The organism is Gimesia alba, assembly GCF_007744675.1.
Classification (GTDB): Bacteria; Planctomycetota; Planctomycetia; order Planctomycetales; family Planctomycetaceae; genus Gimesia; species Gimesia alba.
Genome location: NZ_CP036269.1, coordinates 6,041,040 through 6,060,045, shown reverse-complemented (window position 1 = coordinate 6,060,045; position 19,006 = coordinate 6,041,040). Strand labels below are relative to the sequence as shown.

At 49.3% G+C, this 19,006-nt stretch carries 18 protein-coding genes (1 of these 18 running past the window's edge); 8 read left to right on the top strand and 10 right to left on the bottom strand.

Features of this window, described 5'->3' with window-relative positions; all coding sequences use genetic code 11:
• Window positions 1-38, bottom strand: the 5' end (the start) of a protein-coding gene (locus tag Pan241w_RS22450; RefSeq protein WP_145220158.1) for a redoxin domain-containing protein. It extends 1,753 nt beyond the left edge of the window; only the first 38 of its 1,791 coding nucleotides appear in the window; its start codon is at window positions 36-38; the stop codon falls past the left edge of the window.
• Window positions 39-248: 210 nt separating this feature from the next.
• Here Pan241w_RS22450 and Pan241w_RS22445 point away from each other — a divergent pair, with 210 nt between their 5' ends.
• Window positions 249-1,175: a sugar phosphate isomerase/epimerase family protein gene (locus tag Pan241w_RS22445; protein WP_145220156.1), complete on the top strand. Its 927-nt coding sequence runs from the start codon at window positions 249-251 to the stop codon at window positions 1,173-1,175.
• Window positions 1,176-1,237: 62 nt separating this feature from the next.
• Here the strand turns inward: Pan241w_RS22445 and Pan241w_RS22440 are convergent, their stop codons facing one another.
• The 3 genes from Pan241w_RS22440 to Pan241w_RS22430 all read right to left on the bottom strand — a co-directional run bounded on the left by Pan241w_RS22440 (window position 1,238) and on the right by Pan241w_RS22430 (window position 3,394).
• The gene (locus Pan241w_RS22440) at window positions 1,238-1,681 is read right to left on the bottom strand and encodes a nuclear transport factor 2 family protein (protein ID WP_145220154.1); all 444 of its coding nucleotides are present in this window, start codon (window positions 1,679-1,681) and stop codon (window positions 1,238-1,240) included.
• 127 nt (window positions 1,682-1,808) lie between these two features.
• Window positions 1,809-2,387 (bottom strand): dihydrofolate reductase family protein, encoded by a 579-nt coding sequence (locus Pan241w_RS22435; RefSeq protein ID WP_145220152.1) that lies wholly within the window; start codon window positions 2,385-2,387, stop codon window positions 1,809-1,811.
• A 17-nt stretch (window positions 2,388-2,404) separates the two neighbouring features.
• The gene (locus Pan241w_RS22430; protein WP_145220150.1) at window positions 2,405-3,394 is read right to left on the bottom strand and encodes a metallophosphoesterase family protein; all 990 of its coding nucleotides are present in this window, start codon (window positions 3,392-3,394) and stop codon (window positions 2,405-2,407) included.
• 364 nt (window positions 3,395-3,758) lie between these two features.
• Between Pan241w_RS22430 and Pan241w_RS22425 the strand changes: the two genes are divergently transcribed.
• Window positions 3,759-3,965, top strand: a complete 207-nt coding sequence (locus Pan241w_RS22425; RefSeq protein ID WP_145220148.1) for a hypothetical protein — start codon at window positions 3,759-3,761, stop codon at window positions 3,963-3,965.
• Between the two features lie 41 nt (window positions 3,966-4,006).
• Here the strand turns inward: Pan241w_RS22425 and Pan241w_RS22420 are convergent, their stop codons facing one another.
• From Pan241w_RS22420 to Pan241w_RS22410, 3 genes are all read right to left on the bottom strand, one after another.
• Complete coding sequence (locus Pan241w_RS22420) at window positions 4,007-5,152, bottom strand: lactonase family protein (protein ID WP_145220146.1); 1,146 nt, start codon at window positions 5,150-5,152, stop codon at window positions 4,007-4,009.
• Between the two features lie 81 nt (window positions 5,153-5,233).
• A complete protein-coding gene (locus Pan241w_RS22415; RefSeq protein ID WP_145220145.1) occupies window positions 5,234-5,563 on the bottom strand; it encodes a rhodanese-like domain-containing protein in 330 nt (109 codons plus the stop codon).
• A 56-nt stretch (window positions 5,564-5,619) separates the two neighbouring features.
• Window positions 5,620-7,071: a sulfatase family protein gene (locus tag Pan241w_RS22410; protein ID WP_145223475.1), complete on the bottom strand. Its 1,452-nt coding sequence runs from the start codon at window positions 7,069-7,071 to the stop codon at window positions 5,620-5,622.
• A gap of 268 nt (window positions 7,072-7,339) precedes the next feature.
• Between Pan241w_RS22410 and Pan241w_RS22405 the strand changes: the two genes are divergently transcribed.
• From Pan241w_RS22405 to Pan241w_RS22395, 3 genes are all read left to right on the top strand, one after another.
• On the top strand, window positions 7,340-8,659 hold the full coding sequence (locus tag Pan241w_RS22405; RefSeq protein ID WP_145220143.1) for an Nramp family divalent metal transporter: 1,320 nt from the start codon (window positions 7,340-7,342) through the stop codon (window positions 8,657-8,659).
• Window positions 8,660-8,666: 7 nt separating this feature from the next.
• Window positions 8,667-10,103, top strand: coding sequence for a sulfatase-like hydrolase/transferase (locus tag Pan241w_RS22400; protein ID WP_198000084.1), 1,437 nt, complete (start codon window positions 8,667-8,669; stop codon window positions 10,101-10,103).
• A gap of 525 nt (window positions 10,104-10,628) precedes the next feature.
• Entirely contained in the window at window positions 10,629-11,189 is a 561-nt protein-coding gene (locus tag Pan241w_RS22395; protein WP_145220138.1) for a DUF309 domain-containing protein, read from the top strand.
• 110 nt (window positions 11,190-11,299) lie between these two features.
• Here Pan241w_RS22395 and Pan241w_RS22390 read toward each other — a convergent pair whose 3' ends face one another.
• On the bottom strand, window positions 11,300-12,577 hold the full coding sequence (locus Pan241w_RS22390) for an alpha/beta hydrolase (protein ID WP_145220137.1): 1,278 nt from the start codon (window positions 12,575-12,577) through the stop codon (window positions 11,300-11,302).
• A gap of 270 nt (window positions 12,578-12,847) precedes the next feature.
• On the opposite strand from Pan241w_RS22390, the gene Pan241w_RS22385 reads away from it, so the two are divergent.
• The gene (locus tag Pan241w_RS22385) at window positions 12,848-14,296 is read left to right on the top strand and encodes a sulfatase-like hydrolase/transferase (protein ID WP_145220135.1); all 1,449 of its coding nucleotides are present in this window, start codon (window positions 12,848-12,850) and stop codon (window positions 14,294-14,296) included.
• A gap of 482 nt (window positions 14,297-14,778) precedes the next feature.
• Entirely contained in the window at window positions 14,779-15,219 is a 441-nt protein-coding gene (locus tag Pan241w_RS22380; protein ID WP_145220133.1) for a hypothetical protein, read from the top strand.
• Between the two features lie 61 nt (window positions 15,220-15,280).
• Here the strand turns inward: Pan241w_RS22380 and Pan241w_RS22375 are convergent, their stop codons facing one another.
• Window positions 15,281-16,201, bottom strand: a complete 921-nt coding sequence (locus Pan241w_RS22375; protein ID WP_145220131.1) for an HDOD domain-containing protein — start codon at window positions 16,199-16,201, stop codon at window positions 15,281-15,283.
• 406 nt (window positions 16,202-16,607) lie between these two features.
• Between Pan241w_RS22375 and Pan241w_RS22370 the strand changes: the two genes are divergently transcribed.
• On the top strand, window positions 16,608-17,666 hold the full coding sequence (locus Pan241w_RS22370) for a M42 family metallopeptidase (RefSeq protein ID WP_145220130.1): 1,059 nt from the start codon (window positions 16,608-16,610) through the stop codon (window positions 17,664-17,666).
• Window positions 17,667-17,703: 37 nt separating this feature from the next.
• Here Pan241w_RS22370 and hemL read toward each other — a convergent pair whose 3' ends face one another.
• Entirely contained in the window at window positions 17,704-18,999 is a 1,296-nt protein-coding gene (hemL, locus tag Pan241w_RS22365; RefSeq protein ID WP_145220128.1) for a glutamate-1-semialdehyde 2,1-aminomutase, read from the bottom strand.
• Window positions 19,000-19,006: the final 7 nt, after the last annotated feature.

Sequence of the window (19,006 nt, the reverse complement as noted above, 5' to 3'; positions counted from 1 at the left end):
AGTAGCAACATTAACGGCATTCGAACAGGAAGCTTCATCAGAATTCCATTTTAGAAGTGATGGTTTCGATACTATGACGGCGGCAAGAGCTCAGAAAGTGATACCCCGCATCATGGTTTTGCGTTTCAACGAATTTGTTGCAGAGCGAAAATATCTTTTTGTAGATGACATTGTTCTACAAAATCGCGTACGATAACAGGCTCTATGATTGAAATTTGATTGTACCGTATTTGTTCGGAGAAGCAAAAATGAAAATTTCGCGAAGAGAGTTTTTGAATGCGGGCAGTGGTGCTTTGGTCGCTTCTTGTTTGGGAACAGCCTCGCTCAAAGCGGATTCCGAAAGCAAGCCGCGGAAAAATAACCCACTCAACAAAACGCTGGGGATTACGACTTCCTCATTTTCAGGGCACATCGCTCCACAGGCGACAAAAGGGAAAATTACGCTGCTGGAACTTCCCCGAATTCTGCGAAATGAACTCGGGATGACGGTGATAGACCTGAATACATCAACCCTGGCGTCGACGGACAAAAAATATCTCGATCAGGTCCGGGCTGCAGCGGACAAGGCGGGTTGTGTCTTAACCAATTTGAAAATGAACCAGCGTAATCTGGATATGAACAGTTCGGATGCAGCCACACGTACCAAAGCACTGACAACTTACAAAGAGTCCATCGACGTCGCCTCACACCTGGGGCTGAAATGGGCACGCCCATTACCACTTGTAAAACGACCTGATATGAAAATTCATATTGCCAGTTATCGTGAGTTATGCGATTACGGAGCAGAACGGAATGTGCAGTTGCTTGTGGAAAATTATGGCTGGATGCAGGACGATCCGGCATCGGTCGTCAAGCTGGTGGAAGCCATTGGCCACAATGTCGCCGCTTGTCCCGATACCGGAAACTGGGATAGTGAGCCGATCCGTTATGCCGGGTTGGAACAGACCTTTCCGATTGCAGTGACCTGTGATTTTAAAGCACGAAATCTGGGCCCGCAGGGAGAGCATCCGTTGTATGATCTCAAACGCTGTTTCGAGATTGGCTGGAATGCCGGTTTTCGCGGGCCGTGGTGCTTTGAGCATGCCAACAAAGATCGTAAGCAATTGTTTCGCGAACTGGTCCTGATGCGAGAAATGTTGCAAGGCTGGATTCAAGAGGCAGCAAATGCCTCTTGAATCCAGAGACCGTTTACTGCCAGGAATTCCAATGGAATGCCGTCTACTTGGATGTGGGAAGATTAAGGAAGCGGAGTTTCCTGGTATGAGACTTCGATCCAGTTTCCTTTGCGTTTGATCCAGCACTCGACAATCTGCACATGCTTCGCGAGTTGTTTACCTTCGAAGGTGCCTTCGATATTGGCTTCGTAGGTGATCAGGGCCGAGCGGGGCGTAGTGTGAATGATCGTTTTTTTACCGGTCTTAAAAAGACTCAGTTTGAGTTCGGGAAGGGCTTTTAACTGATCTTTCTGGTTAAAAAATTGATAAGAGGGGGAGATCGACATATGCCGACGATCGGTCATTTTGCGAATTGTTTCTTTGTCCCGCTTTGAGAACGCTTCATCCAGCTTTTTGACTGCTTTCAAGAGTTCAGCATCCGCTTCGGTTGACTTATCTTCGGCGAATAGTAGGGGATTTGTAAGAACGCAGAAGACGGCTGCGAGAATTGCAAAGCGAAGAGTCATGCGAGTTCCTTTCCAATGAATCAATATCGGGGAAGTGAGTTAAAACGGACCATCCTCAATAGAGTTCCGAGATGTGAATCACTATAGTTTCTGGGTGACTCAAGAGGGAAGATGAAACACGCGTAATTCACTTCAAATTAAAAAATGGAAAAGTGCCTGTTTCATTTTCCAGCTCGTATTGGCTTTGCACGAATCCATTTTCAAATGTGCGGGTGTTGATGTGACGAAGTTTTCGATCGTTGTCGATAGGCCCAAAGAGAGAAATGCCGCTGCCTATCAGGATGGGAATGCGCGTGATGATCATGTCCTGTATGAGTCCCGCCTTGAGAAAACTCTGAATGGTTTTTCCGCCATCGATGTAGGCACGTTGGTATCCCTCATCAGAAAGTTGTTGAATCAGGTCGGCAGGAGAGCAGGATGATGCTTCCACTGTCGCCGGTAAATCGCTGGGGATTTGAAGAAGCTGACTGCTGAGTACAATCACCCGTTTTTCGCTGTAAGGCCATTCGATTCCGAAGGCGAGAACTGTTTCAAAAGTATGGTGGCCCATGATCAGGACATCGACCGAGTCCATGAACTCGTGATATCCAAAATCTTCTTCACTTTGCTCACTGGTACCATCACTGCCGGGTAGCCAGTCCAGGTCGCCATTTTTTCGGGCAATGAATCCATCCAGACTGGTGGCGATGTAGACAGAGACTCTCACAGTTGACTCCACTTTTTTTATAAATCTGCATCAGGTTGGATTGGGGGTTGTTCCTCGGCGACGGAATAATCGCGTTCTTCAATGGGGGGATGTCCCAGCGGGCCGAAGGTGCCGAATTCTTCGCATTGGTCATTTCCCCGAATGTAGGTCACGTCAATGCCTGAGTCTGTGACATCACAGCGGTGAAAGCCGAAACTGGTATCCGCCTCAGGCCAGCGTTCAGCCAGTTGCCCCGTATTCCCGGCTGCCTGCGTGCGGTAGAGTCGAATCCCATCGATGTGTTGGACGGGACGTCCTGTATGAACGTGACCGCAGAACAGAATTTCCACATTCGAGGCTTTGAGAATTTCCCATAAACGTTGTCGATGAGGCGGATCAATCGAGAAATACCAGTTGTCATACTGATCGCCGTCCGTCAGATCCCAGGCTGGTTCATCGGGATGTTCCATGAACGGCCAATAATGCATGACGGCGACATGGTGTTTTGCCGCGGGAAGATCGGGCAGCCGTTCCAGCATTCGCCAGAAGCGTGCTTCGTGAGGCAGTCCTGTCCCTGCGACCGCGGCATAGAAGCCGGTAAATCGGATATTACGATGCAGGAACGACCATTGTAGCGGGCCAAAATAATTGCTGAACAGGTCCAGGCGTTTGGCTGTCATATTCAGATCGGGGTCGTTCCAGCCAAGCCCCTTCGGATCCCAGCGATGCTTGACTCCGGTTTGTGAGGCATGCTTGTTGCCGACATCCATGTTGCCGGGAATGACAAACGTGGGGAAGGGGAGCGTATCCAGATCTTCGCGGGCCTGTTGATATTCGAATTCGTGAGTGTCGCCGTCGCGTGTCAGATCGCCACCGTGTAGTAGTAGATCGGCGTCGATTTCCGACATCTGCTGTTTAATCGCCGCCCAGCGTTTATTAATGGCGGGGCGGAACCGATAGGAACGTGCGGTTCCCATATGACTGTCATTGACATGCAGAAACGTCCATTGATTGCCGGGAGGATTCATGTTGGGCCTGCTTCAAAAGTGATTTTTAATTCTGTTATCGGAGCGCGTGATAGATCGTAGGTTGTGAAAAGACTTGTAAATCTAAATATTAGTTCGGCTTTGTATTCTCATCATCCTAAACCCAGGCCGGTGAATGGGGCAACCAACGGGAATCAATTTTCTGGAAACAGAGGCTGCTTGTTCAAGCTTTAAAACATGTTGAACTGACTGGATTCCACTGGATCTAGATCAAATCAGATAATTTGCTCTTGCAAGAGCAGGGACCGGCGAACAACAATACGGTCGAAACAATTCAAACATCATCACAAGTCATTCTATTTGGTTGGCTCAAGTGATCGTATCATAAATAAGGAATGGTATCGTTATGGTTTGCACGCACTTAAAAGAACTGTATCAGTTTTGTGAAGAGAAACAGTTAAAGCTGGCCGGCCCTGAACTGATTCACATTGTCTGCAAACAGTGTGATCAGGAAGAAACATGCCCTTCGATGCTGATGGATCAATACGATTCCAAACACGGGGATGACGAAGGCGAAGCGAATTCCCAGGCAGACGCCGATCAGTCAACCTGAGATTGCATTCGTCGAATCTTTCTTCCTCCTGACAGCTGGCTTTAGCGAATCATAATGCAGGACGGGCTGGGAATGGAAGTGGGATCTCCCACAGGTGTCAGTTTGCCACTTTGATCGTCGATTTGAAATACGATCACATTATTGCCGGGCATATTGGCACAGAGCAGATATTTCCCATCTGCGGTAATGGCCAGGTTTTGGGGCCCTTTACCAAGACTGGGTTCGATTTCCAACAGGCTCAATTTTCCATCATCGTCAATTCGATAGGCGGCGATGCTGTCATGCCCGCGATTTGTCCCGTAGAGAAAGCGGCCATCAGGAGTGATCTTCAGATCGGCACAGTAGCTCGTCCCTTCGAAGTCTTCGGGCAGCGTGGAAATGGTTTCCTGCTCAATCAGCGTGCCGGTTTGGGGATCAAAGTCGAATTCGGTGATGGAGTTTTTGAGCTCGTTGATCACGTAAAGCTGTTTACCATTGGGGTGAAACGTCAGATGCCTTGGGCCGGCACCGGGAATCGTGCGGACAAAAGGCTGAGGGCTGGGAGTGAGTTTGGCTGTTTTCGAATCGAGTTCATAGGCCATGATTTTATCCAAGCCCAGATCAGCGGCGAAAACAAATTTTTGATCGGGACTGATGACGCTGCAATGCGCGTGTGGTTCTTTCTGACGCTTAGGATTTACGCTGGAACCGGTGTGTTGAGCAAACGTGGCGGCTTCTTCCAGCGAGCCATCTTTTTTGACAGGCAACGAGGCAATGCTGCCAGTGGTATAATTGGCGACGACAACCGATTTGCCGGATTGATCGATATCCAGGTAACAGGACGCGGTTCCCAGTGAGGATTGCCGGTTCAACAGTTTCAATTTGCCGGTGCGCCCCTGTAGCTCAAAGGCAGACACATATTCGTTGTCTTTGCCTCCAAATTTCCCGGGAGCATGAATCGAATACAGGTACTTGTTATCGGGCGAAACCGCCAGAAAAAAGGGATGTTCCACATTGGTGGTTCGTTCGACCAGTTTCAATTCTCCGGTTTCGGGATTGAACTCATAAGCATGTATGGCCCCTTTGTCACCCGGGGCAAATGCGGAGATAAAGACGAGTGGTTTTTCAGCTGCGACGCTGTTGGTGGCATTGCTGAAGACCATGCCTGCGATGACCGGAAACAAAAACAGTACCTGCTCGTATGACATGCTCAACTCCCAATGTAGAGATCAAAGTGAAAGAATCAAAGTGGTTCAAAAATTATATCAAGCCGATTTTACTGCCGCCATTCAATATCGCGCTTTGGAATCATCGATCTCACAAGACCAGGCGTCGATGCCTCCCTGCATGCTTTTAACATTGGTAAAACCTTCCTGCTGCAACCAAGCGGTGACTTGCAGACTCCGCATGCCGTGATGACAGTAGACGACAATTTCTGCTTCGCGATGTTCGTCCAGTTCCGAAACCCGCTGCTGAATTTCGCTCATAGGCAGTAAGCGGCATTCCGGGATATGGACGAGATTATATTCGTCCTGTTCCCGGCAGTCGAGCAGTACAAAATGATGGTTGGTGTCGAGTTTCTGCTTGACTGTTTGACAGTCGATTTCCAGGGGGTGCATCAGGTGACTTTCGGTATGTTCTGTCTAAAGTTGTTAGCTCAAAGCTGTCTTCACGACTAATTTGTGGAAGTGGTTTTCAGTGTGGGAGGAACGGGGTTTTCAATTTTACCTGCCGGCCGTTGGTTGGCGCCAGGACGATTCGTATCCCCCAGATCCTCACGACCTTTATCTGCCAGCGCCATCAGTTCTTTGACAATTTCCGGGTGCTGGTCAGCAACATTATGCTCCGAGCTGATGTCGGTCACCACATTGAATAACAGTGGTTTTGAACCCTCTCCCTTTTTGAAGTGAGGATGTCGGCTGAATTCTTTCAAGGGCACGAATAATTTCCAAGGACCTTTGCGCACGGCCTGCAGTTGTTCCATCGCATAATAATAAAAGACGTCATAAGGCGTTTTAGCACCGGGTTTACCCTCAATTAACGGGCGAATATCATGACCGTCGATGATGCGATCTGAGGGAACGGTTCCACCAGCGAGCAATGCAAAGGTTGGCAGCAGATCCATGGTGGTTGCCAGTTCGTTGCAAACCGTTCCTGCGGGAACGGTTTCGGGCCACCACATGATTGTAGGAACGCGGAAGGCGCCCTCGGCGGTGGTATAGCCGCGACCGTTGAGTGGCTTGTTGGTGCCTCGTTCTGTACTGTTCATATCTTTGGCCATCGGCGAGCCATTGTCTGAGGTCCAGATCACCAGCGTGTTGTCTTCGATGCCGAGTTCAACCAGCTTGTCCAGAAGTTGTCCGGTCGACCAGTCAAGCTCCTCGATACTGTCTCCCCAGGGACCACTTTTACTCTTGCCGCGGAAGGCTTCGCTGGCAAACGGTTTACTCGTACTGCCAGGCATCGCTTGAGGAAAATAGAGAAAGAACGGCTGGTCTTTATTCTGTTCGATAAACTCGACTGCTTTTTCGGTGTAATCTTTGGTCAGAAGATTGCGGTCGACGCCTGCTTTGATGACTTTGTCATTGAGCATCACGGGCAGAGGAGGCCAGCGGTTGCCGTCCAGTCGATCGCCAATTCGTTTTCCGACCGCCTGGGTCATATCGTCGCTGTAAGGAATGCCGTAAAAATAATCAAAGCCTTGCTTGGTGGGCAGGAAAGGCGGCTGGTCACCCAGATGCCATTTCCCGATCATGCCAGTTGTATAACCTTGTTTTTTGAGGACTTCGGCGACCGTGATTTCCTCCGGGTTTAAGCCGTACGGGGAAATGGGCCGCAGCACCTGGCCATCGCGCGGATTCCAGTGCATTCCCACGCGCTGGGAATAGCAGCCGGTCATAATCGAAGCCCGCGAGGGAGTACAGACACCGGCGGTGACACAAAAATGAGTAAACTTGCGTCCTTCTCGCGCCATCCGATTCAAACAGGGGGTACGGTTGACTGTGGAGCCGAACGGTTCGATATCACCGTAGCCGAGATTGTCACAGAAGATGACAATAAAGTTGGGCTGCTTTGTTTGTGGTGCGGCAGATGCTGATGCCACGAAGAGCCCCGAAAGCAATCCCATCAGGCAGAAGGCGTTCAGTAAAATTTTCACGAGACCATCCTTTATTTATGCATATATTAGTGCGGCGCTGTGCAATAGCGGGAAACGGGAAGCCAATTTTGTTTGTGGACAGACCAGAATCCTATCGTAAATGGTACAACGGCTGTTTCCAAAATAAAACCGGACAAACTACGAATTGGATTGTGTAACGCAGCCAGATTCGCATAATAAATGTCACATATGTTTTATCTGAACGACTTTGAGTGACACCTTAAGGATACCCGGTAACGTGAGTGAAGAACAAGCAACAACGGTCAGGCCACACTGGTGGCAGCGGATTGGTCCCGGTTTAGTCACTGCCTGTGTGGTGATTGGGCCCGGTAGTATTTTGACCAGTTCCAACTTGGGAGCAAAAGAAGGCTACAGCATGATCTGGGTCGTGCTGGTCTCTGTGATCTTTATGCTGGTTTATACTTCACTGGGAGCCAAGCTGGGGACGGTAACTAGTGAATCGACGTGTACCCTGCTGGCGAAAACTGTGGGCAGGCCGCTGACGATTGTGATTGGCTGTGGCGTCTTCTTCATTTCTGCTGCCTATCAGTTTGGGAATAATCTGGGGGTGCATTCGGCAATCGAGACTTATACCGATCTGAAATACGGGATTGTGTTCTTCAATGCCATTTCGATTGCGTTTCTGTTCGGCTTTAAGAACTTGTATAAACTGGTTGAACGGCTGATGTCCGTTTTCGTCGGGTTAATGCTGCTCTCGTTTGCGATCAACCTTATTTTCGCCAAGCCGAATCTGCTGGAAATGGCGGAGGGGGTGATCCCCGGATACGGTGGTGACGGACTGGATTCGATTCTCAATATTTCTCTGTTAGGATTGGTGGGAACGACATTCGTGATTACCGCCGCCTTCTATCAGTCTTATCTGGCTCGTTTCAAAGGCTGGAAGGTTGCCGATCTGAAAGATGGTCGCATCGATTCCTGTATCAGTGCGACAATCATGGCGTTGATAACCATTATGCTCATGTCCACTGCCGCCGCCGAGCTCCGTGGTCAGCAATTGAATAGCGTTGCCGATGTGGGAAATGCCTTGCAGCCGTTGTTTGGAGACAAAGGTCAGATTTTGTTCTGTATCGGCCTGTTCTCTGCTGCCTACTCTTCGTTCATCGTGAATTCCATGATCGGCGGCTTTATTCTTTCTGACAGTCTCGGTCTGGGTGGGACGCCACAAGATAAATCGACACGCATTTTGACGGCAGCAGTTTTGCTTATCGGAATGTTCGTTGCGATGTATGTTATCGAGTCAGGAACGAAACCGGTTGTGGCGATCGTAGCCGCTCAGGCGGTGACAGTCGTCGCAGCTCCCCTGGCCGCTGGGGCACTGCTGTTATTGACAAGTAGTAAGAAAGTCATGGGCGAACATCGTAATGGTCCTGTGATGAATATTTTAGCGGGCATCGGTTTTCTGTTACTTTTGGGTATGGCCTGGTATATCGCGACACAGAAAGTGATTCCTCAGATTCAGAAAATGCGTGGAGAATCAACGGCCGTGATTCAGATCGAGCCTGCAGAAATGAAACTTGCAATCCAAAATGAGAATTGAAAGTCTTATGAAACGTCTGACTCAATCCGGCTGTATTCTGTTCTGTCTGTTAGCGCTGAATCTGACTCAGTTGTCGGCCGCAGAAAAAACAGACAAACGACCGAATATCATTTTTATTCTGCTCGATAACGTCGGCAAGGATTGGTTTCGCTGTTATGGCAGCGAGGAAAATCAGACGCCAACGATTGATCATCTAGCTTATACCGGACTGCGGTTCCGCAACTGTTACGTGACACCCGTCTGTAGTACAACGCGGCATATGCTGCTGACAGGTCGCTATCCCTTCCGCTCCGGCTGGCATACTCATCACGACCCGGCGATTTATGGAGGTGGCTATTTCGATTGGAACCGGGAGATCTGTTTTGCCCGCATCTTGAGAGACGCCGGTTATGACACCTGCATCTCCGGAAAGTGGCAGATCAATGACTTGTTCGATCCGGAACAGAAAGACGCCCTGATCAAGCATGGCTTCCAGGAATACTGCATCTTTCCTGAAGGCAAGAAAGGACACCCGGCTCATAAAAAACGGTATTGGGACCCGTACGTCATTCAGAATGGAAAGCGACTGGATACGAAGGGGAAATTCGGTCCGGATATTTTTACGGACTATCTGATTGAGTATATGAAAACGCATCGCGATAAGCCGTTCTGTGCTTACTATTCGGCGATCCTGACGCATATCCCCGTCGTTCATACGCCGCACAATCTGGGGAAAGAGTTGACGCCGCGTGAACAATTTGCCGGCATGCTGAATTATTCGGACCATTTGATCGGTCGCCTGGTCAAAGCGATGGACGAGCTCGGCATTCGCGACAATACGATTTTGTTTATTGTTCCCGATAATGGCACCGACAACGGGACGGACCAGAACGCGGAACAAAGTTTGGGGGGCCGTATCAACGGACGTATTTCTGCTGAGGGGATTTATTCTCTCAAAGAGCAGGGCATCAATATGCCGTTGATTGTGAACTGTCCCAAGCTGGTGGGATCAGAGCGAATCAGTGATGACCTGATCGACGTTTCTGACATCCTGCCAACGTTGGTGGAGCTGGCCAAGGCGCCGCTTCCGAAAGGAGTCACTATTGACGGGAGGTCGTTCGCCCCGCAAATTCTAAATCAGCCTCTCAATAAGCCCTGGCGTCCCTGGTGTCTGACTCAGTATTACAAACAGCGGGTGGTAAGAGATCAAAGATTCAAACTCTATTCCTCTGGTGAATTCTATGACCTCTCAGAAGATCCGCTGGAACAGCATGACTTGGCAGACTCCCAGCGCATGCGAACAGAGGGGGCGAGCCTGAAGTCCCACACTCAGCTGAAACGAGTGCTGGATTCCCTGCCGGAAAACAGCAAGCTTCCCTGGGAATTTCGCAGTATCTCCGCTCGAAAGATACGAGCGGAAGAGGCACGTCAGAAAGCTGCCAAGGGGGCTTCTCCCAAGCCCTGACGGGCAGGGACTGTTTTCACAGGTTTACTCTCACGGTAGAGATAGAGAGCAGTGTAAGTCATTTCAGTAAGTAGACTTTCAATGTTTGTCTCAGCAGAAAACGGACTCCTCTTTCATCGCTATTTCACCTGATTGGAACTAGAAAACAGTGAAATTTGCGAAAATACTCCAAATTATAAAATCTGCTCTTTATGTTAGAAAATGCTCGTATATGATGGCACTATAAGGCTTGTAGAACAGGCGATTTCAGCTTGTTTTTCAGTTTCCTGCCCCTTTGCTCAATGCGTCATTAAATCAATGCTGTTACTTGAGCCGATTACGAGCCACCCTGATAGAAAGAGGGCGGAGCCCAAATAGTGAGGTTTAGCGCTATCGTTACGGAACCTCTTATGAATAAATAAGTTAGGTATGACCTGACATTACTTTATCACTCGGAATCATCGTGCACAGAAAATAGATCGTGTGCAGATGGCCCAAGAACCTGTTGACCTAAGCTAGTAAAAGAGAAATTGGAGATTTTAAAGGATGGTTTATCCTGTTGCTGATGTTGTGCGTTTATTACCTTCGTCCCGGCTGCCGGAATATACTTTTGTTCCTGGCAAAAACTTGCCGCATCCCTATCGCGATCCTAAGGGACACAGCTACGGTAATAAACCCAAACCCCCGAAGGCGTTGACCGAGGATAACTGGGTAGAACATCGAAATTATTTGAACGCCATTGATTATTTCAACCTGGGATTCTACTGGGAAGCCCACGACGAATGGGAACGTCTGTTACGCGTCTGTGGTCCCGATTCGATTCCCGGCCGGTTCTTAAAAGGACTGGTGAAGCTGTCCGCTGCTGGAATCAAAGTTCGGGAAGGTAGTATTCACGGCGTTCGACGTCATGCTGCTTCTGCCGGTGAAGTCTTTGCCGATGTCGCTGCTGAATCCAATGCTGACCATTACTGCGGACTGGAATTAACCAAGCTGCAGTTTGCCGCTGACCGTGCTGCCCAACTCCGTTATCCCGATGATCTGACAATGGGCGAACCGATTCGCGTCTTCCCGTTCCTGTTGGAACCGGAGCCGTTTCCCCTCGGTTAATCTCAATCAGCTGCGAAAGTGGCGGTATTGAATCATAGAGCACACAGAGCAAGAATTCTTTGAAGTTCTTCTTTGTGTGCTCTTTTTTTATAGTATTGAAGGGAATCCGCTTAGCGAAATGTGCCTTTGAATACGCGTCCGAGAAGACTGCGTTTGCTTTGGAATTTCCAGGCAAGGTTCTCCAGTAAGGATCGTAGTCCACGATCGCCGACAGGGACGCCTTGAAAGACCTGTTTGACATCAGACAGAACAGTGACATTGTCGGCATGATAAGAGTGTCCCAATGCAAACAGGTTCGTATCGATGTCGGAAGCATCAACGACATTGATCTGTTTATATTTCGGGAATACAGTCAGATAGGATCCCCCTTCTCCCAGCCGTTCATGCCAGAACGAATTGGCAACGCGCGAGGCTTTCAAAGCCAGATCGTCTGAAGAAGAATAAATGGTAAAGCGATTCGCTGTCTGAACAATATGGGGGGCGATCGAATCTTTGAAAATCTGAGCATCAATATCCGGGGCAGTCAGAATCACTTCATTAAACAGTGGCTGCGTTTCTCCGGAGGCAGCCAGTTTTTGTGAAATGTTCTTCAACGCACGCGACAATACCCGGTTTCCCATACTATGCGCGATCAGATGAATTTTGCGGGCTCCCGATTCGTAAGCAATCGCTTCAACGAACAGGGTCACATTCTCTTCACACCACTGTGCGGTACGCGCATCCTCTTTATATGCCCAGAGTGAGCCTTTTGCCTGGGAAGGCCAGCTATACATCAAAGGTGCCCCTTTGAATTTCAGGTCATAGGCGATTTGAGCAGTTCGGCGTGCAGCGTCTTCAAATGAGTTGTTATAGCCGTGGATAAAGATAAATGCTTCTCCGCCTGTACTGACTTCTCCTTCGGGAGTCTGTTCAACTTCGATCGAATTCTGAATCGTTTCGCGCAGAGTCGTGAGAAACTCGGAGCCGGATGCTGGCTCGACCGACTTCAACACAACATGCTTATCCGGATTTTCCCGAAATTCCAGTTTCCAGATCTTCGGCGATTCCAGTTTTCCTTCCTGGTGGGTTTTCGGGATGCTGACATCGCAAAAACCGAGTGACAGGCTGGCACGTTCGGCACCAAAAAATTGCTTGGGTTGAGTGGAGCCTGTCAAGTTACGATCCGTGCCATAGAACACGCGAACGGTCTCATGTTTTTGTTCCCCAGACACACTCTTATCTGGTGCTGAACCGGCCTGTTCTTCTTCTGAATCAGGCAACGGGCTCTCTGCCTGTTGCTGCCGTTGTTCTGGTTTTCCGCTAGATTTGGAGTCTCTGGCACCACTACACCCGGTGAGAGCGAATCCCATCAGTGCCAGTGTAATCACGAATTTTGAAGTGTTCATCATGCGTCCTTGCAGATTGAAGCAGTTCCAGCTGCGCTGTCCGGTCGGTTAATTGTGAAAAATAGTGGATATTACCAATTGGCTCAAGATGGAATCGAGGACCAATGACCACTCATTGGGGCTGTTTTGACGCTTCTGTTCAAGTCACATCTCTTCCAGCGTTCCATTGTTTACTTTGGATTCTCGTGCCTATATGCTGAAGGAAGGGAAATTTTCCCGTTCTCAGTTCTTGGGTTGAAAGCAGTGCTCCCCTTCAAACAGGAATCCACATTGATGGCCATTCAAAGAATCATCGTTTGTTTCGTATGCCTGATACTTTGCTCGCAGCAGGCTCTTTTCGCTAAGGAATCAAAAGCAAAACCGAATTTCATCGTGATTTTTGCCGATGACCTGGGTTATGGCGATCTGGAATGTTATGGTCATCCCAAGTTTAAAACTCCGAATCTCAATCGAATGGCAGCAGAGGGCGCCCGCCTGACTCAGTTTAATGTGCCTGTCCCCTATTGTGCTCCTTCGCGTGCGACTCTGCTGACAGGCCGCTATCCCTGGCGACATGGCGTCTGGTTTAACCCTGCTCCCGATGGAGGCCAGTTTCGAAATGGAGTGGGAATCCCCGACAGTGAAGTTCTGCTGAGTGAAAAATTGAAGCAGAATGGCTATGCGACGATCTGTGTCGGCAAGTGGCATTTGGGGCACGATCCGCAATTTTATCCCACGCGGCACGGCTTTGATGACTACCTGGGAATTCTGTATTCGAATGACATGCGTCCCGTCAATTTGATGAAAGGGGAAAAGGTCCTCGAATATCCGGTCATACAGGCGAATCTGACGAAACGCTATACGGACCGTGCGGTGGAATTTATTCGTGAAAATCAGAAGCGGCCTTTCTTTCTCTATCTGCCTCATGCCATGCCACACAAGCCTTTGGCGGCTTCCGAAGCATTCTACAAAAAGAGCGGGGCAGGGTTATACGGCGATGTGATTGCCGAACTGGACTGGAGCGTGGGTGAGATTTTTAAAACGCTCAAGGAACTGGATCTGGATGAGAATACGTTCGTGATTTTTACCTCGGATAATGGTCCCTGGTTTGGCGGCCATACCGCGGGGCTCTCCGGGATGAAGTCGACCAGTTGGGAAGGGGGGCTGCGGGTGCCGATGATTGCACGCTGGCCGGGGAAAATTCCCAAAGGGCAAGTCATCGATACCAACTGCGGTTCGATTGATATTTTTCCCACCATCTTGAAACAGGCGGGCATCCCTGTGCCAACCGACCGGGTCATTGATGGAAAGGATCTGTTTCCCGTTCTGACAGAGCAGGCAAAGACTCCACATAACGCTCTGTATTCAATGAAAGGAAACTTCCTGTTTACCGTGCGCAGTGGTCCCTGGAAAATGCATGTGAAACAGTCCCCGCGTCAGCTTCTGGCCAATCAGGGGAAAGACTGGATTGATCCGCGCGGCCCTGACGGTGTGACGATCATTGCCCCTTATGAACAGGCCATGCCCGATCAGCCACCCGGACTATTAACGGGAGATCGGCCTGCTCCGATGATGTTATTCAATCTTGAAGACGACCCGGGGGAGCAGCACAACGTTGCGAAACAGAATCCGCAGGTCGTGGCGCGACTGAAGAAATTGTACGAGGAAATGCAGGCTCAGATTCCTGATTCCATTCGTAATTTCAATCAGAAGCCGAAGAAAAAGGCGGCGTCTTCGAAGTAAAATTAGCCACGGACGAACACGGAAATAATCCTGATTGATTCCTGTACGCTTTGTTGTTTGTACAGTTCCGCACTTTGGGTTGTTAGATTTTTCGCCCTCAAACGTCCCCCTCTGACTCCTGCTTTGTGTTGCCAAAATCCAACGCTTGTCGCCTGCTGTTCGTAGAAATGAATAGTAATTGCAGCAGAGCGTAAAGGCTTGCCACTTCCGAGTGTTTCGACATTCAGATCAGTCGTGATGTCTTTTTACACCATACGTTGTCCCGATGTAGAAAAAACACAACAGTCTTTGTTAAGAGAATATGAATCTGATAAGAGTGAATAATTCTTAAGTCTCTTCCTATCAGAGGTTTATCGATTCTTTAAACAGGGAGTAAACGATTCGGTACAAAAATGGCCCGCTCTTTGCGTCTATTCAATCTTCTTAACAGTTCACTGTTCAACAGCATTGATACTCAACAAGCAGAAAGAGAGAACGACAGCATGGCTTCAAAACGCGATCGAATGAGCGTCTATGTGCGTGAAGGAGTGACTGTTCTGGATTTCGGAACAATGGAAATCTGGGACGGAGCGGATCTAGCCTTGCTGCGTGAAACTCTAACCCGCCTGGTCGATAAAGAAAAATGTAAATCGATTGGTGTCGAGCTGACATTTGTGAAATACATTCCGAGTGGCTTTTTCGGTATGCTCTACGATCTCTATGAAAAAGGGATCGCGGTCACGCTTTACAGTCCGCAACCGAACGTGGCCAGCATGCTCTGGTTCAAACAGTTTTGCCAGCATACTGAGGACGGACGCTATCTGCTAAAAAGTGATCAGACTGTCGATCAGGAAAAACCGACTGAAGAGCAAATCAGAGCAGAGAAAGAAAAGTGGGAGAAAAGCCTGAAACCATCAAGTGATTATTCCACAACCGCTTCATAGGGACCGAAATCATCTCACGAAGTATCGACCAGACATTTGTTGATTGTTCTGGTCTCAATATCTATTCGTTCTCGACCAGCACGGCGTGCTTTTCCAGACGGTTCTTTAGAGAGAGATAATTGCTGGCTGCCGTCGACTCTTCTCTGAGTTCAGTATCTATCTTTTCGGCAATCTCAAACAGATTGAACTCATTCCAGGCTTCATTCAGCGCCAAGAGTTGGTTTAACCCGTTCGGATCCTGTCGCAGGGGATCGGGGATCAACGATGCTACGGCAACGGCGGCAGCGGGGGTCTTCCCCAGTTTTTCGTCTGTCAACAATCTCAGCCCTTCATGGTGCAGGTAGACAGAGCAAATCAAATCGTCTGGGAAAGACCAGTCCAGCATCACATTCGCAGAAGCCGCACAGTGATCCCAACTGAAGTGTCTGCGCTCATAATCTTTTAACAGACAGGGATCGTTGTCCTGGTTGATTGTAAACTGCAGATATAGGTCGAATAGTTCTTTCGATAAGACCGGCAAGAGAAAATCCTGCAGCATGGCTGCAGAAAATGCCACGTCGGGATCGACTTTCATCAAGCGAGCTACTTCCCGAGCCGTTAAGGCACGTTCCAGGTTCGTGCTCCAGAAGTTCGGTAGATTGATCAGCTTCGAGTCATTTGACGACATCGCCTGCTTCAACCCTGTGGTGACCAAAAACAGCTTGGTCGAACGAATTCCCAGAAGTGTGATTGTCTGTTGAATCGATGAAACTTTGCGGCGTAATCCGAATGCGCTGGAATTGACCATCCGTAATAATTCGCAGGAAATACCAGCGTCGGTTTCGATGATTTTACTGAGCTCTTTAGGAGTCGACTTGGGATCTTCCGCCTTGCGTGAAAATTCCATCACGGCTTTCGGCAACATTGGAAGTTTGATTGTAGAAGGAAGTGGACTTTGCTTTCCCTCACCAATCAGTTCTTTGCGTAATTTTGTCCAGTCCATTAATCTGCCCTCAATATCATTCTGCGCAAATGAAACAACCTGACATCGCTTTCGTCACTCGTTCACTTCCAGACATTGAATGTCGATCGTAATACTAATTTATTGTCAGGAAGCAGCTTTCGAGTCAGGAATCACCCCGCTCAATTGGCTCTAATCATATTGAAAGCTTAGCTTAAAGATTCCTGGGATGAGCGGGACTTTTTGTACAATTTTTCGTTCTCGGAGTCTGTCAGCATCTTCTCCCGAAATCGGTTTCTTAGCCAATTTTAAAGGCGGATTGAAAAAATATCATAAGTCACTAGAATTAAGCCACTTACATACGGCTTCTGGGATAGCACACATAGGGAGTTTGAGAGGTGCTATTTCGTATAGAAGTTAAAACCCTCAATCTTCCAGGAAAGTTCTCATGGATGCGCAATCGTTGGATTTTTTGAAGAAACTGCTCCACTCACCGGCCCCATCTGGCTATGAACAACCCATTCAGGAAGTGGTCCGTGAATACGTTGGCAACTTTGCCGATGAAGTCAAAACTGACCTGCATGGAAATGTGATTGCCGCCGTCAATCCCGATGCCATGAGACGCGTTATGTTGGCTGGGCACTGCGATCAAATCGGTCTATTAGTGCAATACATCGACGACGATGGTTATCTTTGGGCCAACTTGATTGGGGGTTGGGATATCCAGATGTTGCTGGGGCAGAACATGCAGGTGCATACGGCGACTGGTCCCGTGCATGGTGTCATTGCCCGGAAAGCCATTCACCTACTGACCCCGGAAGAAAGAAAAACCGTCCCGGAAATCAAAGATCTCTGGATTGATATCGGAGCTAAAAATGGAGATGAAGCTCGCGAGCTGGTATCGATCGGCGATCCCATTACCTTCGAGCTCGGCTTTCGCCCCATGCTGAACCAGTTGGCATCAGCCCCTGGAATGGATAACCGGGTGGGAGTCTGGGTGGTGATGGAAGCCTTGCGGCAAGTCAGTGAAAAATCACCCGAGTTTGGCGTATTTTCCGTTTCGACCGTTCAGGAAGAAATCGGATTGCGCGGCGCAAAAACGAGTGCTTATTCGATTCAACCCGAAGTCGGAATCGCCGTCGATGTGACACATGCAACCGATTGTCCGGCTGTCAGCAAGCAGGAAAATGGCGATATCAGGCTTGGCAATGGGCCCGTGGTATATCGGGGGCCGAATGTGAATCCAGTCGTCTTTTCAACACTGTCGGATCTGGCCAGTAAGAATGAGCTGAGCTACCAGATTAACAGCATTTCCCGGCCGGCGGGTAATGATGCCAATGCGATGCAGTTAAATCAAGGCGGTATGGCGACCGGGATCGTAGCGATCCCCAATCGTTATATGCACAGCCCGGTGGAAGTGGTCTCGTTAGAAGATCTCGATCACGCAGCACAATTACTGGCAGAGTTCTGTCTGAACATCACCGAGACAACCGACTTCACACCGTAAGTCGGCTGTCTCAGTCGTATGATCAGAGTGAGCCTATTCAGGCAATTTCCTGCAGGACCTCTTCAGCGGCTTGAATGGTATGATCGATGTCTTCATCCGTCAGCATCGTAGAAGTAAAGTTGGCTTCAAACTGACTGCAGGGAAGATAGACGCCTCGATCCAGCATACCTTGAAAGTAGCGTGCAAAACGGGCGGTATCATTGTGTGCTGAAATCGCGTAGCTGGTGACTTTTTCCGGATTGAAAAACAGAGTAAACATCGAACCGCACTTAGCCAGAGTGTGCTCCAGTCCGGCTTTGGTAGCAGCAGCTATCAGTCCCTGGGTTAAACGCTGTGTTTTTTCTTCCAGTTGAGGATAGGGGTTGGTCTCTCTCAGGCATTCCAGCGTGGCGATTCCTGAAGCCATTGCAATCGGGTTTCCGGAGAGGGTTCCCGCCTGATAGACGGTACCGACGGGAGAAATCGCGTCCATGATTTCCGCTTTGCCGCCATAAGCACCCACGGGCATGCCGCCACCAATCACTTTTCCTAACATACAGATGTCAGGCATAATGTTAAATCGCTGCTGCGCGCCCCCTAAGGCGACGCGGAAACCGGTCATGACTTCATCCATGATGAAAACTGATCCGTGCTGTGTGCAGAGTTCGCGGACGCTTTCCAGAAAACCAGGTTCCGGAAGTACCACGCCCATGTTACCCACAATCGGCTCCAGAATGACGCAGGCGATTTGATCGCCGAGTTGGGTAAACGTTTCTTTGAGTTGTTCGATATCGTTGTACTCAAGCACCAGTGTATCGGCCGTACATCCCTGGGGAACGCCGGGGCTGGAAGGGGTTCCCAAAGTCAACGCACCACTTCCGGCCTGAACCAGCAGGCTATCAACGTGGCCGTGATAGCAGCCTGCAAATTTGATGACTTTATCCCGTCCGGTATAACCGCGGGCCAGTCGAATGGCACTCATCCCGGCTTCCGTTCCTGAATTGACCATGCGGATTTTTTCTACGCAGGGCACCAGTTTAGCAACGAGTTCGGCCAGTTCGGTTTCCAGTAATGTGGGAGCGCCGAAGCTGGTTCCTTTCTTGAGGGCTTCTTCAATGCTGGCCATCACACGGGGATGACGATGACCCAGAATATGCGGCCCCCAGGATCCGACGAAGTCGATGTATCGGTTACCGTCAATGTCGTAGAGATATTGTCCTTCCCCGCGATCGATAATCACGGGGTGACCTCCTACTGCGCCAAAAGCGCGTGCAGGGCTATTCACGCCTCCGGGGATGACCTTCTGGGCTCGTTCAAATTCTTTTTCACTATTCGGGCGTCGGCTGGATGACATTCTTCTA